At 72.8% G+C, this 16,744-nt stretch carries 12 protein-coding genes; 6 read left to right on the forward strand and 6 right to left on the reverse strand.

The window, feature by feature from the left end; all coding sequences use genetic code 11:
- Positions 1-9: 9 nt before the first annotated feature.
- Genes AB0I67_RS33680 through AB0I67_RS33690 form a run of 3 tightly spaced genes read right to left on the reverse strand, consistent with a single transcriptional unit; the run spans position 10 to position 3,976 of the window.
- Positions 10-2,016: a cytochrome c oxidase assembly protein gene (locus AB0I67_RS33680; protein ID WP_357931990.1), complete on the reverse strand. Its 2,007-nt coding sequence runs from the start codon at positions 2,014-2,016 to the stop codon at positions 10-12.
- On the reverse strand, positions 2,013-2,648 hold the full coding sequence (locus AB0I67_RS33685; RefSeq protein ID WP_357931993.1) for a copper resistance CopC family protein: 636 nt from the start codon (positions 2,646-2,648) through the stop codon (positions 2,013-2,015). Before AB0I67_RS33685 ends, AB0I67_RS33680 begins: the two co-directional genes overlap by 4 nt.
- A gap of 44 nt (positions 2,649-2,692) precedes the next feature.
- Entirely contained in the window at positions 2,693-3,976 is a 1,284-nt protein-coding gene (locus AB0I67_RS33690) for a helix-turn-helix domain-containing protein (protein ID WP_357931995.1), read from the reverse strand.
- A gap of 413 nt (positions 3,977-4,389) precedes the next feature.
- On the opposite strand from AB0I67_RS33690, the gene AB0I67_RS33695 reads away from it, so the two are divergent.
- Positions 4,390-7,194, forward strand: a complete 2,805-nt coding sequence (locus AB0I67_RS33695; protein ID WP_357931998.1) for a BTAD domain-containing putative transcriptional regulator — start codon at positions 4,390-4,392, stop codon at positions 7,192-7,194.
- On the opposite strand, the gene AB0I67_RS33700 is transcribed toward AB0I67_RS33695, so the two are convergent.
- The gene (locus AB0I67_RS33700; protein WP_357932001.1) at positions 7,170-8,561 is read right to left on the reverse strand and encodes a helix-turn-helix domain-containing protein; all 1,392 of its coding nucleotides are present in this window, start codon (positions 8,559-8,561) and stop codon (positions 7,170-7,172) included. The two genes, AB0I67_RS33695 and AB0I67_RS33700, sit on opposite strands and share 25 nt — an antisense overlap.
- A gap of 95 nt (positions 8,562-8,656) precedes the next feature.
- On the opposite strand from AB0I67_RS33700, the gene AB0I67_RS33705 reads away from it, so the two are divergent.
- The 3 genes from AB0I67_RS33705 to AB0I67_RS33715 all read left to right on the forward strand — a co-directional run bounded on the left by AB0I67_RS33705 (position 8,657) and on the right by AB0I67_RS33715 (position 13,142).
- Positions 8,657-10,810, forward strand: coding sequence for a molybdopterin cofactor-binding domain-containing protein (locus AB0I67_RS33705; RefSeq protein ID WP_357932004.1), 2,154 nt, complete (start codon positions 8,657-8,659; stop codon positions 10,808-10,810).
- A 63-nt stretch (positions 10,811-10,873) separates the two neighbouring features.
- A complete protein-coding gene (locus AB0I67_RS33710; protein ID WP_357932007.1) occupies positions 10,874-11,107 on the forward strand; it encodes an EF-hand domain-containing protein in 234 nt (77 codons plus the stop codon).
- Between the two features lie 670 nt (positions 11,108-11,777).
- The gene (locus tag AB0I67_RS33715) at positions 11,778-13,142 is read left to right on the forward strand and encodes an NCS2 family permease (protein WP_357932010.1); all 1,365 of its coding nucleotides are present in this window, start codon (positions 11,778-11,780) and stop codon (positions 13,140-13,142) included.
- A gap of 17 nt (positions 13,143-13,159) precedes the next feature.
- Here AB0I67_RS33715 and AB0I67_RS33720 read toward each other — a convergent pair whose 3' ends face one another.
- Positions 13,160-14,029: an excalibur calcium-binding domain-containing protein gene (locus AB0I67_RS33720; protein WP_357932013.1), complete on the reverse strand. Its 870-nt coding sequence runs from the start codon at positions 14,027-14,029 to the stop codon at positions 13,160-13,162.
- A 76-nt stretch (positions 14,030-14,105) separates the two neighbouring features.
- Between AB0I67_RS33720 and ald the strand changes: the two genes are divergently transcribed.
- On the forward strand, positions 14,106-15,218 hold the full coding sequence (gene ald, locus AB0I67_RS33725) for an alanine dehydrogenase (protein ID WP_357932016.1): 1,113 nt from the start codon (positions 14,106-14,108) through the stop codon (positions 15,216-15,218).
- A gap of 4 nt (positions 15,219-15,222) precedes the next feature.
- Here the strand turns inward: ald and AB0I67_RS33730 are convergent, their stop codons facing one another.
- The gene (locus tag AB0I67_RS33730; protein ID WP_357932018.1) at positions 15,223-15,957 is read right to left on the reverse strand and encodes a DUF3105 domain-containing protein; all 735 of its coding nucleotides are present in this window, start codon (positions 15,955-15,957) and stop codon (positions 15,223-15,225) included.
- 101 nt (positions 15,958-16,058) lie between these two features.
- On the opposite strand from AB0I67_RS33730, the gene AB0I67_RS33735 reads away from it, so the two are divergent.
- Complete coding sequence (locus AB0I67_RS33735; RefSeq protein ID WP_357932021.1) at positions 16,059-16,736, forward strand: DUF305 domain-containing protein; 678 nt, start codon at positions 16,059-16,061, stop codon at positions 16,734-16,736.
- The last annotated feature ends 8 nt before the right edge of the window (positions 16,737-16,744 follow it).

Consider the following 16,744-nt stretch of genomic DNA (forward strand, 5'->3'; position numbering starts at 1 on the left):
GAACGGGTGTCATTCGCCCCGGTCCGCCTTGTTCAGCTTGGCGAGGTAGGCGTTGTAGGAGTCGAGCTCGGTGTCGCCCTTCTCCGCCCGGCGGTCGGAGCGGCGGGCCTTGCGCTCCTCGTCGTGGTACCACTGGTAGGCCAGCGCGATCAGCACGATCAGCGTCGGGATCTCGCCGAAACCCCAGGCGATGGCGCCGCCGTCGCTCTGGTCCTCCAGCAGCGGCGCCCCCCACAACCGGCCGAGCTGGTCGTACCAGTCCTGGGCGATGACCGTCCCGTACATCATCAGCGCGATGCCGAAGAAGGCGTGGAAGGGCATGGTGACGAAGAGCGTCAGCAACCTCCCCACGTACGGCAGGCGATACGGCGACGGATCGACCCCGATGATCACCCAGAAGAACAGCGACCCGCTCAGCAGGAAGTGCGTGGTCATCACGATGTGCCCCAGGTGCTCCTGCATGGCCTCCTGGAACAGCGGCGTGAAGTAGAGCGCGTAGGTCGAGGCCACGAAGATCGCGGTGGCGATGGCCGGGTGCCCGATGACCTTGACGAACCGGCTGTGCAGGATCGTGGTCAGCCACTCGCGCGGCCCCCGGTCGCCGCGCCGGGCGGCGGGCTTGAGCGCGCGCAGCGCCAGCGTGATCGGGGCGCCGAGGACGAGGAAGATCGGCACGACCATGGTGAGCGTCATGTGCTCGACCATGTGGGCGCTGAACATCACCATCGCGTAGCGGGCCAGGCCGCTCTGCGTGGCGACGACCAGCACCGCGATGCCGACGAACCAGGCCGCGGTGCGGCCCCACGGCCACTTGTCGCCGCGCCGGGCCAGCCGGAGGACGGCTGCGCCGTACAGGCCGGCCAGGACGGCGGCGATGGTCGCGGTGAACAGGTCGAAGCGCCACAGGGTGGCCAGGTTGGCCAGCGAGATCTCCGGCGGCATGGTGTAGCCGAGCAGCTCGTAGGCGCGGTCGGCGGGCTGGACCACCGGCGGCGGCGGGGTGCGCGACAGCGCCACGGCCAGGCCGACGGTGGCCGCCATGACCAGCACCTCGCCCACGGCCAGCCGGAGGAACGCGCCGGGCGTGCCGGCGGCCAGGCCGGCGAGGGTGCGCTGGCGGTGCCACCAGCCGGCGTAGCCGAGCAGGACGAACGCGACGGTCTTGGCGACCAGCAGCACGCCGTAGGAGGAGGTCCAGAGCGCCTCGACCGACTCCAGCCGGGCCAGCACGCTGAACAGGCCGGACAGGCCGACCACGACGTAGCACCACAGCGCCATCCGGGAGAACCGGTCGGCGGCGAGCTCCAGCTTGGGGCCCCGGCGCAGCGCGTGCGCGACCACGACGGTCAGGCCGCCCACCCAGAGCGCGACGCCGATCACGTGCAGCGCCAGGCCGGAGATGGCCATGTCGTGGTTGGGCGAGCTGGCGGAGTGGCCGGTCAGCGCGGGCGGCAGCAGCGTGGCCACGGCCAGCACCAGCAGCCCGCCCGCCGCGCCGACGGTGATCGCCCCGCGCGCGAACAGCGCGAGGGCCAGCGCGAACAGCACCACGAGGGTGAGCGCGATGCCCTGGCTGGTCTGGCTGGCGAAGCTCGGCAGGTAGTCGGCCGCCACCACGTCCAGCGGCTCGGGGAAGTTGTCGGCGGCGGTGAACAGCATCAGCGCCGCCGCCGCGCCCGCCCACACCACGGCCGACCACGAGGCCGCCTTGACGTAGCCGGTCGCGGCCGGGCCCAGCATGCCCTTGTCGCTCACGAAGAAGGTGGCCGCCGCGACCAGCAGGCCGACGGTCAGCATCCCGCCGAGGTCCATCGTCAGCTTCGACAGCGGCAGCGCCCAGCGCACGAACGCGCCGGCGTTGGGCAGGCCCGCGATGATCCGCGGGAAGGCGGCGCCGCCCGCCACCATCGCCAGGGCCAGCCCGGCGACCGCCGCCGCCGCGGCGGCGAATCCGAACCGCGCGACCCGGCCGCCGGTGAGGGCCGGGGTCGCGGACCCGCTCGCCGCCGTCGTCATGGCTTGGGGCCCGCCTTCTTCGCGCTGATCAGGAATCCGATGCCGATGCCGACCACCGCGCCGACCACGATGATCAGCCAGATCGGGAAGCCGCCGCCCTCTTCCTGAGGCTGCTCGGCGGCGGCCGGCGAGGCGGCCTCAGGCGAGGCGGCGGGCGAGTCCGTCTCGGGCAGCTTGGTGGCGCTCCAGGTCGCGGCGCCCGCGGACTCCGTGGGCGCCGGGGTCGCCTGGGTCGCGGGGGCGCTGGTCTCGGGGGCCTCGGCTCCCTCGACCTTGAACGGGATCTCGCCCTCGATCGGGTGCCCGTCGGAGGAGATGACGCGGTAGGCCATCGTGTACGCGCCGTCCGGCAGCGTCTTGACCGCCTGCGTCACCACCTTCCCCTCGACCTCCGCGTCGCCGTCCTCGAACTGCTTGCCGCCGGAGTCGCGCACGATGACGTACGGCATGCGCACCGACGCGCTGAACTCGAGCCTGACCTGCTCCAAGGCCTTGACCGTGGAGCCCTTTTTCGGGTCGCTGCCCTTGAGCACGTCGTGCGCCAGGGCGGGGCCGGCCGTACCGGCGACCAGGACGGCGGCGAACAGGGCGGCGAGGAGCGCGGTGAGGGCCGCGAGTGGGGATCTCTTCATGGCATCACCAAGGCTACCCACGCCACCGCCCGGTCCGGACGCCGCTACAGCCCCGCGGCGGCGAGGGCCCGCTGGTAGGCGTCCACGGAGTTGTCGGAGTCGCCGAGCAGCTCGTAGGACTCGGCCACCGCGTACCACGAGGCGAGCCCGTAGGTGCCGCCGCTGAGCTCGTCGATGCGCTCGCGCGCGGCGCGCAGCTCGGCGCCGGCCTGCTCGCCCTCGCTGCGCAGGGTGAGGATGCGGCTGCGCAGCAGGTGCATCTCCACCACCGAGCGCGAGGCCATCTCGGGCAGGTGGCGCTCGACGTCGGTGACGAACTGCAGCGCCCGGTCGAGGTCGCCGCCGATGATCTCGGCGCGGGCCTGCTCCAGGCGGGCGTTGGTCTGCTCGAAGGAGCTCGCCGAGGTCTCGGCCATCGTCTGCGCCGCGCGGGCCAGCAGCTCGCGGGCCCGGCCGATCTCGCCGGGACGGACGCCGAGGTAGAGGTGGGCCAGCGTGACCTGCATGCGCGCGGTGTTGCGCGCGGCGCCGTTCTCCTCCTGCACCGCGATCGCCCGCTCGGCGAAGGTCAGGGCGTCCTCGCCGTGCTGGGTCCAGAGGGCGGCGTAGGCGGCGTTCCAGTTGGCGGCGACGATGGCGCGCGGGGTGCCCAGCGCGTCGGCGGCGTCGAGCAGCTCGGCGGCGAACTGGCGCGAGCGCAGCAGGTCGCCGCGCTCCAGGTAGGCGGCCAGCAGGGTGGCGCCCAGCTCGACCAGGCCGTCGGTCCAGGCCGGGCGGCTGGCGGAGGTGAGCATGCCCTCGGCGACCTCGACCGCCTCGGACAGCCGGCCGCCGACGCGGTAGACCCGCGACAGCGCGATGGCGACCTCGATGCGCCGCTCGGCGGGCAGGTCGTCCTCGCGCAGCCGACGCAGCACCGCCACCGCCTGCTCAAGGTCGCCGCACGCCTCGTGCGCGCGGGCAAGTCCGAATTCCACCGCTTGACGAAGTGTGGCGAGCCCTGTCAGGTTGTTGTCCGCCATCAGTTCAAGGAACCTGGTGCGGGCCTCCCGTGCCTCTCCGTTCTCGAGCGCGAGCTGCGCGTACCCGAGAGCGAGCTCCAGATCCTCCATCTGCTCGGCGGTCACGCCGTTGAGCAGGTAGGACAGCGAGCAGTCCAGTTTCTGGGCGAGGAGTTCCAGGACTGCGGGCGTGGGAGTCCGCTTACCGCTTTCGATCAGGGAGATGTAGCTGTCCGACAACTCCGGGTGCGCGAGTTGCGCCTGCGAGAGCCCCCGCTGGCGGCGGACCGTCTTGATACGCAGCCCGACCAAGTCCGTTGTGGTCATAGCCACCACTCCCTGAGAAGATATGTCCGAGCACACTCACCTGGCGAGGGAGATCCCCCATGCGCACGCGCCTTGCCCTGTCCGTACTCGTTGCCACTATCGCGGCCTTTGTAGCTATCGGGGCCAATAGTACGACCGCTACCGCCGCTACGTCCCCCCGAGTTTCCTTCCAAGGGGACCTCTGCTGCTGAGGACCCTGGCGCATTCCGCACCGCACGCGGAATGCGCCAGGCACTCACCTGGCGGTGATCGGCCGTTGCGACCGGCCGCCCGCCTCCTCCGGCCCTGGCATCGCCGGAGCGGCCCTCACGCTAACCGTCGCTTCTACATTCCATCTACACGGGCCTTTACGTGATCCCCGATTTGGTTAGGCTGCTTTACTGACCCCATCCTCGTCGGCCGGGAAGACCGTGTTGACTGACAGCGTGTTCGTGCGCCTGCTGGGTCCCGTCGCCGCATCGCGCGGATCCGAGGAGATCCCGCTGGGCCCCCCGCGGCAACAGGCCGTGCTGGCGATGCTGGCCTGCGGAGCCGGGCAGCCCTTCTCGCTCGACCAGCTCGTGGACGGCCTGTGGGGCGAACGCCCGCCGCGAAGCGCCCGGCAGAGCATCTACACCTACGTCGCCGGACTGCGCCGCGCGCTCGACCCGCGCCGGGGCCGGCGCGCCCCCTCGGGCCTGCTGCACGGCGTCGCGAACGGCTACCTGCTCGATCTCGGGCCCGACGGGGTCGACTGCCTCCTGCTCGCCCGCCGCCTCGACGAGGCCCGCACCTCCTCGTCCGCGCACGCCCTCGACCTGGTGGAACAGGCGCTGGAGCTGTGGCGCGGGCCGGCCCTGATCGGCGTGCCGGGCCCCTTCGCCGAGAGCGAGCGGCTGCGGCTGGACGACCTGCGGCTGCGCGCGGAGGAGGAGCGCGGCCGGCTCCTGCTGACGCTCGGCCGTCCCCGCGAGGCGGTGGCCGGGCTCACGGCGCTGACCAGGTCGCACCCGCTGCACGAGCCGGCCCGCGAACTGCTCATGATCGCCCTGGATCGCGCCGGGCGCGGGCCCGAGGCCGTGGAGGTCTTCGAGGAGGGCACCCGGGTGCTGCGAGAGGAGCTGGACACCGCGCCCGGCGACCGGCTGGTCCGCTGCCGCGAGCTGGTCTCGCTGGGCCGGCTCGCCCCCTCGGTCCCGCGCCAGCTCCCGCGCGACCTGACCGGCTTCGTGGGCCGGGAGGCGGTCAGCACGCTGGTCCGGGCCCGGCTCGCCCCGGCCGACGGCTCCGGGCCGACGCCGGTCGTGGCGATCTCCGGCGCGCCCGGCGCGGGCAAGTCCGCCCTCGCGCTGCACGTGGCGCACCGGGTGCGCGACCGCTTCCCGGACGGGCAGCTCTACGTCAACCTGCACGGCGCGACGCCGGGGGTGAGCCCGCTGGCGCCGCTCGACGTCCTCGGGCGCTTCCTGCGCGCGCTGGGCGTGCCAGGGGCGCAGGTCCCGCCGAGCCTGGACGAGGCCTCCGCCCTGTGGCGCAGCACGCTGGACCAGCGGCGGCTGCTCGTGGTCCTCGACAACGCCGCCGGTGCGGCCCAGCTCCGGCCGCTGCTGTCGCTGCCGGCCGGCTGCGCCGTCCTGGTGACGAGCCGGGAGTCGCTCTCGCATCTGGACGACTGCGCGCAGACGACGCTGGAGCGGATGGGCGACACCGAGGCCTTCACCATGCTCTCCCGGCTGATCGGGCCCGAGCGGTGCGCCGCCGAGCGCGAGGAGGCCGAGCGCATCGCCCGGCTGTGCGACTGGCTGCCGCTCGCGCTGCGCATCGCCAGCGCCCGGCTCGCCGACCAGCCCGGCTGGAGCCTGGCCGCCTTCGCCGCCCGTCTGGACGACGAGCAGCGCCGGCTCCAGGAGCTGGAGACGGGCGACCTCGCGGTCCGGGCCAGCTTCACCACGAGCTGGCGGGTCCTGCGCGACAGCGGCAGCCGGCTCGACCGGCAGGCCGCGCGGGCGCTGGCGCTGTTAGGCCACCTGCACGTCCCCGACGTCACCGTGGAGGCCGCCGCCGCGCTGCTCGGTTCCGGCACGGCCCAGGCCGAGGCCGCCCTGGAGCGGCTGGCGGCCGGCCACCTCCTCGACCGCGGCGGGCCCGGCCGCTACCACATGCACGATCTCGTGCGGCTCTTCTCGGCGGGGCTGACGCCGGCCAAGCACCGCGCGGTCCTGCTGCGCGCCCTGGGCCACTACGCGGCGACCGCGCGGGTGGCCGCCCGCCTCACCGACCCGCACCGGGTGCAGCCGGTCGGGCCGCCGGTCCGTGCCCGGCCGATGTTCCTGGCCGACGCCGAGCAGGCCCGCGACTGGCTGGGCACCGAGCAGGCCAACCTCGTCGCCGCCGCGAGCCAGGCGCTGGCCGAGCCGGACGACGACGTCGCCAGGCTCGGGGTGGCGGTCACCTTCGCCCTCTACTGGTTCCAGCACGTGAGCTGCCAGGCCCACGACCAGCTCAGGCTGAACGAGCGGGTGCTGGCGGTCAGCGAGCGGCTCGGCGACGACCGCATGGCGCTGGAGGCCCACAACCACGTCGCCGCCGCCCAGAACATGATGGGCCGCGTCACCGAGGCGCTGGCCCACCACACCACCCATCTGGGCCTGGCCCGGCGGATCGGCGACCGCTTCTGCGAGCAGCGCGCGCACGCCAACATGGCGGCCACCCTGCACACCGCCGAGCGGTACGGGGAGTCCCTGCACCACGCCGAGTGCCAGCTCCGGATCGCCACCGAGATCGGCTCCGAGGTCGGGCAGCGCTACGCGCTGATGATGGCGGCCTCCTCGCTGCTCGGCCTGGGCCGGCCGGCCGCCGCCCGCAGCCGGTTGGAGCGGGCGTGGCGGATGGCGCTGGAGTCGGGCGACCGCTGGCATCTCGGAGTGGTGCTGTGCAAGCTGGCGGCGGTCTGCCTGGAGCAGGGCGAGCTGGCCGCCGCCCTGCGGCACTACAGCGAGGCCAAGGTGGTGATCGTCTCCGGTGCGCGGATCACCGAGATCGAGTGCGCGCTCGGCCTGTCACGGACCCACCGGCTGCTCGGCGACCTGAAGACCGCGCACCGGCACTGGGCGGAGGCCGAGCGGCTGGCCGGCAGCAGGGCCGGTAGCTGGGACAAGCCCCTGCACGAGGAGAGCCTGCTGCTCCAGCAGGCGCGCGACGCGAGCGCGTGGCCTCACCTGGCGCGCAACGCCAGGTAGAAGTCCACCCGGTCGGCCATCGCCGACAGGTCTCGCCCGGTCAGCTCCTCCACCCGCCTGATCCGGTAGCGCACCGTGTTGACGTGGACGTGCATGCGCTCGCCGCACAGGTGCCACGATCCGGCGCAGTCGAGGAAGACCTCCAGCGTGCGCAGGAGCTCCGACTGGTGGCGGCGGTCGTAGTCGAGCAGCGGGCCCAGCAGCCGGCGGGTGAAGGAGGCGCGCACGTCGGCCGGGGCGGTGGCGATGAGCAGGGCGTGGGTGTAGATCTCGGCGCTGGTGACCACGCCGCCGGAGCGCGACTCGGCCAGGTGCCGGGCGTGGCCGGCCTCCTCCAGGCCGCCGCGCAGGGCGTCGGCTCCGGTGAGGGTGCCGCTGAGGCCCAGGGCGAGGGCGGGGTCGCCGAGCACCTCGACGCCGCGGCGGAGCCGTACGGACAGGTCGCCGGGGTGGGCGACGAGGCAGACGGCCGCGCCGGCGAAGGGCGCGGCCACGGCGGTGCGGCCGACGAGCTGCTCCAGGACCTCGGGCTCCGTGCCGGCGCTGACCACGGCGTAGGGGTCGCCGGGGCCGATGCCGCAGGTCTGCAGGCGCGGGCCCAGGTCGGTGCGGGCGGCCAGCAGCTCGGCCAGCAGGCGCCGCTCGACGCGCCGGCCCTCGTCCAGGCGGCGGCGTTCCAGGGCGACGCAGGCGGCCAGCTCGTAGCCGACGTCGGCGCGCTCGGTCAGGTCGCCGTCCACGACCAGCGCCCACCCCGCGGCGCGGGGCATCCGCCCCACGCCGAAGACGGTCCTGCCCTCCACCAGGTACGGCAGGCGGGGCGCGGTGAGGTAGGCGCGCGCCAGCCGTACCGGATCCTCGGCCGTGCCCACGATGAGCTCGCCGGTCGCGGAGACGACCGCGCCTGTGACGCCGAGCTCGGCCGCGGTGAGCGCGAACAGCTCGGGCAGGTCGGCCCCCTCGGCGACGGCGGCGACGATGCGGCGGTGCCGGCCGAGCGCCTCGCGCACGTCACCGGCGAGCCGCCCGACGGTGACGTCGACGATCTCGCGGAAGGAGACCTCGGCCGGGATCTCGATCAGCGGCAGCCCTGCGGCCTCGCAGGCCCGCACCAGGTCCTCGGGGATGCGGCCGAGCCACGCCTGGCCGGCGCCGAGCGCGGCCACCCGCGAGCGGACGAGCGCGGCGACGAAGGCGGCCGAGTCCTCCTCGCCGTGCCACCACATCAGGCCGCTGAGCACCAGCTCGCCGCCGGACAGGTAGCGGCCCGGATCGGGCAGGTCGGTGACGTAGACCGCGCTGAACTCCCGCTCGGCGTCGCCGGTGAGCAGCCGGACGCCGAGGCGCTCCAGGTCTCTGATCCGCACTTGGAGGAATATACAAGCCAAGCCTTACCGCGATCTGCCGTGATTTCACGCGCGGGGCATAGGACCGCTCCGCACGCCGGTGCTGTACTCGGAGGATGAGTCACACCGCGATCTCCCAGGGCGTCGGCGCGAGCACGCTGCGGCCCGACGCCACGCTCAAGGTGACCGGCGAGTTCGCCTACGCCTCCGATCTGTGGCTGGAGGGCATGGTCTGGGGGGTGACGCTGCGCAGCCCGCACCCGTCGGCGTGGATCCGCTCGATCGACATCGGGCCGGCGCTGGCGGTGCCGGGCGTGCTGGCGGTGCTGACGCACGAGGACGTGCCCGGTGAGAAGTTCTACGGCCTGGAGCACAAGGACCAGCCGGTGCTCGCCATCGACCAGGTGCGCTACCAGGGCGAGGCGGTCGCGCTGGTGGCCGCCGAGCACCCGGAGACCGCGCGGCGGGCGGCGGCGGCGATCGTGGTGGACTACGAGGTGCGCGAACCGGTCACCGATCCGCGCCTGGCCACCGAGGTGCTGCGCCGCCAGCCGGTGACGGTCGGATCCGTCTTCGAGGCCGAGGTCGTGGTGCGCGGCGAGTACGAGGTCGGCATGCAGGACCAGGCCCCGCTCGGGCCCGAGTCGGGGCTGGCCGTACCGGCCGAGGACGGCGGCGTCGACCTCTACATCGCCACCCAGTGGCTGCACGTCGACCGCGACCAGCTCGCGCCCTGCCTGGGCCTGCCGCCGGAGAAGGTACGGCTGACGCTGGCCGGGGTGGGCGGCGCGTTCGGCGCCCGCGAGGACCTGTCGATGCAGGTGCACGCCTGCCTGCTGGCGCTGCGGCTGAACCGGCCGGTCAAGATGTCCTACAGCCGCGAGGAGTCCTTCTTCGGCCACGTCCACCGCCACCCCGCCTGGATGCGTTACGAGCACGGCGCCACGCGCGACGGCCGGCTCGTCTACGTGCGCGGCGAGATCCTCCTGGACGGCGGCGCCTACTGCTCCTCCTCCCCCGCCGTCGTCGGCAACGCCGCCTCGCTCGGCGTCGGCCCCTACGAGGTGCCGAACGTGGACCTGGTCGCGACCGGCGTCTACACCAACAACCCGCCCTGCGGCGCGATGCGCGGCTTCGGCGCGGTGCAGGCGTGCTTCGCCTACGAGTCGCAGATGGACAAGCTCGCCGAGGCCTGCGGCCTGTCGCCGCTGGAGGTGCGCCGGATCAACGCCGTCTCCCAGGGCTCGCGGCTGGCGACCGGCCAGCTCGTCGACTCCCCCGCGCCGCTGGCCGAGATGCTGGTACGGCTGGCCGAACTGCCCGAGCCCGCGCCGCTGGAGCCCTCCGACCTGCGCTCCCTGCCCGGCGGCGTCTCCCAGACCACCCACGGCGAGTCGGTACGGCGGGGCATCGGGTACGGCGTGGGCATCAAGAACATCTGCTTCTCCGAAGGCTTCGACGACTACTCCACCGCGCGGGTGCGGGTCGAGCTGGTCGACGGGGAGCCGCACGCCACCGTGCACACCGCCGCCGCCGAGGTCGGCCAGGGCCTGGTCACCGTCCAGGCGCAGATCGCCCGGACCGAGCTCGGCGTGGAACGGGTCACCGTGGCCACGGCCGACACCACGGTCGGCTCCGCCGGCTCCTCCTCGGCCTCGCGGCAGTCCTACGTCACCGGCGGCGCGGTGCGCGAGGCGTGCCTGGCCGTCCGCGAACGCTTCAAGGGGCTGCCGGTACGGGAAGCGCTGGAGCGGTTCGGGCCGGTCGAGGAGACCCGCGAGTACCGGCACCGGCCCACCGTCGCGCTCGACCCGGTCACCGGGCAGGGCGACTCGCACACCCAGCTCGCGCTCTGCGTGCACCGGGCGGTCGTGGACGTCGACGTGGAACTCGGGCTGGTGAAGGTGGTCGCGCTCGACGCCGTTCAGGACGTCGGCAAGGCGCTCAACCCCTTGGCGCTCGAAGGGCAGATCCACGGGGGGTCGGCGCAGGGGCTGGGGCTGGCGTTGATGGAGGAGATCCAGGTCAAGGACGGGATCGTGCGGAACCCGTCGTTCACCGACTACCTGATCCCCACCGTGCTCGACATGCCGCCCATGACCGTACAGATCCTGGAATTTCCGGATCCGCATGCCCCCTACGGGCTTCGCGGCGCCGGTGAGCCGCCCACCCTCTCCTCCACCCCGGCCATCGTCGCCGCCGTCCGCGCCGCCACCGGCAAACCCCTCGCCCGCGTGCCCGTCCGGCCCGAGGACATCGTCTTCGGCTGACCTCCGACGCGCGGCCCGGCTTGGAGTCGGTAGATTGGCCGCCAACTAACGGGAGGTATTGCGATGTCTGACGTGCGTGACGCGGCCCGCGCCGAGTTCGAGCGGTTCGACGTGGACGGCAACGGGCGGATCTCGGCCGCCGAGATCCGCCAGGTGAACGAGGCCCTCGGCGCCGACGGGCTGTCCGACGGCGAGATCGAGGCGGCCATCGCCGCGGCCGACGCCGACGGGGACGGGCTCATCGGGCTGGACGAGTTCGTTGCCTTGGTGGGCGGCGGCAAACACGAGAAGCACTGACCCTTACGGCCGGCCGGTCACGGGGGCGTAAGCGGGGGCCCCACGGCCCCCGCCCAACCGGCCCGACCCCCACCATGGTCCGGCCCGGCCCGAACCACCCTGGCCCGGGCCGTCCCCCCACCCTTGGCCTCCCCCACCATCCCAGCCCCACCCCCCGGCACCGCCCAACACCCCAGCCCCACCCCTCGGCACCGCCCAACACCCCGGCTTTGCCCATCGGTAACCGCCCAGCACCCCGCCTCGCCGCGCCCCTGAAGCGGGTCGGCCCCCTACCGCCGGTCCGCCTCCTCGTGCTGGCTGCCGGCCCAGCCCCCCCAGGGGTGTGGGCCTGCGCCCTCGGTTCCGCCGCGTCTTCTCCGAGGGTCGCGGCACCGGCTGCTTCGCCGTACAGGATCATCTCCCGCCGCACCCTCATCCCGCCGCATCGATGCGCGGGGGCGGGGGCTGGCGGGAGCGGGGGCAGGCGGGGGTCGGGCACGTGGCGGGCGTCATGCGCCAGGCGGGCGTGTGGTGGGCGGGCACGTGGCAGCCGGTCATCTGGTGGGCGGGCGCGTGGCGAGCCGTTTGTAGCGGGCGGTCATGTGGTGGGCAGCCCGGAACCGGAGGGATTTTGCTCCACCCCCCGCGGGTAAGGACACCGGCATCCCCCGTGATCGTGAAGGGGGCTGTCATGGACCGGTTCTTCGAGCTGTCCGCGCGCGGGACCACGCCCGGGCGTGAGGTGCGCGGCGGGATCACCACGTTCATGGCGATGGCCTACATCATCCTCCTGAACCCGATCATCCTCGGCGGAGCCACCGACGTCACCGGCGCCAAGCTCTCGATCGCCCAGCTCACCACCTCAACCGCCCTGGCCGCCGCGCTGTGCACGCTGCTGATGGCGTTCGTGGGCAACGCGCCCTTCGGGCTGGCAGCCGGCCTGGGGCTGAACGCGGTGGTGGCCTACCAGGCGGCGCCGTACATGACGTGGGCCCAGGCGATGGGCCTGGTGGTCCTGGAGGGCCTGGTCATCATCCTGCTGGCCGTCTCCGGCCTGCGCACCCTGATCATGAACTCCATCCCGCTGGCCCTGAAGCACGCGATCGGCGTCGGCATCGGCCTGTTCATCGCGCTGATCGGCCTGGTCGACGCCGGGTTCGTCGCCAAGGGCGCGGGCACGCCGGTGCAGCTCGGCGCCACCGGGCACCTGACCGGCTGGCCGGTGGCGGTGTTCTGCTTCGGCCTGCTGCTGATGATCGTGCTGTACGTCCGCCGCACCCCCGGCGCGATCCTGATCAGCATCGTGCTCACCACGGTCGTCGCGGTGGTGGTCAACTCGGTCGGCGTCATCGACCCGAAGAGCTGGGGCGTGGTGGTGCCGCGGATGCCCGAGTCGCTGGTCGCGTTGCCCGACTTCGGGCTGGTCGGGCAGTTCGACGTGTTCGGCGGTTTCGCCCGGGCCGGGGTGCTCACCGCCTCCGTCGTGCTGTTCACGCTGGTGTTGTCCGGGTTCTTCGACGCGATGGGCACCATCATCGGCGTCAGCGACGAGGCCGGGCTGGTGGACGAGCGGGGCCGGGTGCCGCGGCTGGGCCGCATCCTGACCGTGGACGGCATCGCCGGCGTGGTCGGCGGCACGATGAGCGCCTCGGCCAACACCGTCTTCGTCGAGTCGGCCGCCGGCGTCGGTGAGGGCGCCCGTACCGGCCTGGCCAGCGTCGCGACCGGCGCGCTGCTGGGGCTGACCCTGCTGTTCACCCCGCTGGCCGCCGTGGTCCCGGCCGCCGCGGCGGCCCCGGCGCTGGTGCTGGTCGGGGCGCTGATGATGACGCAGAGCCGGAGCGTCCCGTGGGACGACCTCGACCTGGCCATCCCGGCCTTCCTGACCATCGCCCTGATGCCGTTCACCTACAGCATCACCAACGGCGTCGGCGCCGGCGTCATCGCCTACACCGTCATCAAGGCCGCCCGCGGCCGCTTCCACGAGATCCCCTGGCTGCTGTGGATCGTCTCAGCGATCTTCGTGCTCTACTTCGCCGTCGGCCAGTTCGGCTAGGCCGCCCGGCCACCGGGTCACAGGTCGCCGGAGTTGCAGGCGACGCCGTTCCTGTCCTTGTCGACGTAGTAGTCGTACTCGGGACGGCCCTTGTGGTACGGCCCGCCGTACCCGTTCTCGAAGGCTTCGGCGCAGGTGGCGAACTTGGGGTCGACGCCGCCGTCGCCGGCGCGCGGGGAGGCGGTGGCCGGGGCGGTCTGGGGGGTCGGGGTGGTGGGCGGTGGCGTCGCCGGGGTGCCGGGGGGCGGGGTGAAGGTGCCGGGGGACGAAGCGGGTTCAGGGGCGGTGGTGGGGGCGGTCTCGGGGCCGCGGAGGCGGGCGGCGAGTTCCTCGGCGGCCTCCTGGGTGAAGCCGGAGATCATCAGGCTGTCCCCGGTCATCTCCTGGGTGACGGCGGGGGCGGCGACGACGGTGAGGTTGTGGACGACGGCGAGCTGCCGCTGGTCGGTGTAGAGCTCGTTGACCAGGTCGGCCATGCGCGGCAGGAAGGCGGGCGCGAAGGCGATGCGGACGGCGTAGCCGCTCTTGAGCTTGAGCGCCTCGATCTCCTGGACGGCGGTGACGGTGACGCCCTCCTCCAGGATGTAGCAGGTCATCTTGGCGTCGAGGAAGCCCTTCTCCCCCGGGCAGGCCGGCTTGGCCTCCTTGACCGGGGCGAAGTGGATGCTGAGCGCGAGTTGCTTCGGCGGCCGTCCGCCGAGGAGGGGGCTGTCGGGGTTCTTGGTCATCAGCACCGCGACCGTGCCGAGCACGCCGGCCGTCAGGACGACGAGCACCAGGGAGGTGAGCAGCACGATGGTGGTCAGCCTGCTCGCCCTGGCCGCCTCCGCCTCCGGTGCGGGCGGGGGCGGGGTCTCGGCGGGCGGCTGCTTGTCCGTCGACGACACGGGGCGAGCCTATCGAGGAGGAGCGGCGGCCGGGTAATCGCAGATTCCTCCCGCTTTGTGGGGGAAGTGGGTTGGTATGAAGGTCGGAGTTCCACGCGAGGTCAAAAACCACGAGTACCGGGTCGCCCTCACCCCAGCCGGCGCCCACGAGCTCATCCGGCAAGGCCACCAGGTCTACGTCGAACACGACGCGGGCGCGGGCTCGGCGATCCCGGACGAGTACTTCACGGCCGCGGGAGCGGTCATCCTGGGCAGCGCCGACGAGGTGTGGGCCGAGGGCGACCTGATCCTGAAGGTCAAGGAGCCGGTGGCCGAGGAGTACCACCGGCTGCGCAAGTCCCAGATCCTCTTCACCTACCTGCACCTGGCCGCCTCGGCCGAGTGCACGCGGGCGCTGCTGGAGGCGGGCACGACCGCGATCGCCTACGAGACGGTGCAGACTCCGGACGGCCGGCTGCCGCTGCTGGCGCCGATGTCCGAGGTGGCCGGACGGCTGGCGCCGCAGGTGGGCGCCTACCACCTGATGCGGCCGGAAGGCGGCCGGGGCGTGCTGATGGGCGGCGTCTCGGGCGTGCGCGCGGCGCACGTGGTGGTCATCGGGGCGGGCGTCTCGGGCATGAACGCCGCGGCGATCGCGCTCGGCATGCAGGCCGAGGTGGTCCTGCTGGACCGCAACATCGACAAGCTGCGCCAGGCGGACGTCATCTACCAGGGCCACTGCCAGACGATCGCCTCCAACGCCCTGGAGATCGAGAAGGCGGTGCTGGAGGCCGACCTGGTCATCGGGGCGGTGCTGGTGCCGGGCGCGAAGGCGCCGACGCTGATCAGCAACGAGCTGGTCAGCGCGATGAAGACCGGGTCGGTGCTGGTGGACATCTCCATCGACCAGGGCGGCTGCTTCGAGGACTCGCGGCCCACGACGCACGCCGAGCCGACGTACCCGGTGCGCAACTCGCTGTTCTACTGCGTGGCGAACATGCCGGGCGCGGTGCCGCACACCTCGACCTACGCGCTGACCAACATGACGCTGCCCTACGCGCTGGCCCTGGCCGAGCGCGGGCTGAGCGCGCTGCGCGAGGACCCGGCGCTCGCGCTGGGCCTCAGCACGCACGAAGGGCACCTGGTCAGCGAGCCCGTGGCGCAGGCGCACGGGCTGGACTGGGTGCCCTTCGAGGAACTGCTGACGTGACCGGCTAGCTCTTGGTCGCCGAGGGGACGGCCGACGGCGTGGCCGAGGGAGCGCCCGAGGGGGCGGTCGACGGCACGGTCGCCGGGTCGGCCTTGGGCTCCGGCGGCAGCGGCTGCTCTGCGGTGGTGGTGATGGCGTTCTCCCCACCGCAGGTGGCGCCGGGCTCAGGGGTGTCCGGGCCGTTCTGGTACTTCTTGATGAAGGCCCGCAGGCGCGGCTCCTCCAGCGTCTGGAACTTCAGCTGGTGGCCCCACGAGCTGGCGACGATCGGCGCGGGCAGGCCCTCGTACGGGCTGACCAGCATGTACTCGCTGTTGCCCGTGCTGCCGGCGATCTCCTTGATCTTGTCCACCTGGTCCTTGGGCAGGTCGGGACGGTAGGTGATCCAGACCGCGCCGTGCTCCAGCGAGTGCACCGCGTGCTCGTTGTGGATCGGCTTGTCGTAGACGTCGCACTGCTGCCAGTAGTTGTTGTGCTCACCGCCCATGGGCGGGGTCTGCGGGTACTTGACGGTGTTCCAGACGTGGTTGCCGCCCTCGAACTTGGCCGAGATGGCGCCGTCCAGCGAGGTCTCGCGGCCCTGCTTGACCAGGTAGAAGCCGACCAGCCCGACGAGGAGCAGGATGACGGCACCGCCGGCGCCCCACATGATCAGTGCGGCGCGTCGCTCCTTGCGCTGCTGCTGGGCACGGGCCTTCGCCAGCTGCTCGCGCCTGGCGACGGCCTTCTCCTTCGTCATCGTTCCTCCATCGGGATGGCAATCAGGGGTCACCTTATGCCCTACGGGCGTATATGGAGAATAAGCTGCCTTTATCTGCTGGTCGGTACGCTGGACGTGCCATGCAAAAGCCCAGAATGATCATCGCCGGCGCCCTCGCCCTGCTCCTGGTGGCGGCCGCCTTCCTCTTCCTGCGGGACGGCACGCCGTCCGACGCCTCGGCCGAGGCCGGGTTCGCCCGTGACATGGGGACCCATCACGGCCAGGCGGTCGAGATGTCGTTCCTCGTCTACAACCGCACCCAGGACGCCGACGTGCGCAACCTGGCCTTCGACATCATCAACACCCAGGCCACCCAGCGGGGCCGGTTCACCGGCTGGCTGGAGCAGTGGGGGCTGCCGGAGGTCGGCGAGCGGCCGTCGATGGCGTGGATGGCCGGGCACGCCGGGCACGGCGCCGCACCGTCGGCGGGAGCACAGTCGGCAGGAGCACAGTCGCCAGGAGCACCGTCGCCAGGAGCATCGGAAGCGGGAATGCCGGGGATGGCCTCCAAGGAGGAGCTGGCCAAGCTCAAGAGCCTGACCGGCAAGGAGGCCGAGGTCCTGTTCCTGCAGCTCATGATCCGCCACCACGAGGGCGGGGTGCAGATGGCCGAGGCGCTCATCGAGCGCTCCGACCGGGACGAGGTGGTGCGCATGGCGCAGAAGATCGTCGGCGGGCAGAGCGGGGAGATCAAGCTGATGACCGACCTGCTCCGGCACCGGGGCGGCCGGCCGTACCCCTCGATCCTCACCCGCTGAGGCGGGCC

This window comes from Nonomuraea sp. NPDC050310, from assembly GCF_040655795.1.
In the GTDB taxonomy this organism is placed as follows: Bacteria; Actinomycetota; Actinomycetes; order Streptosporangiales; family Streptosporangiaceae; genus Nonomuraea.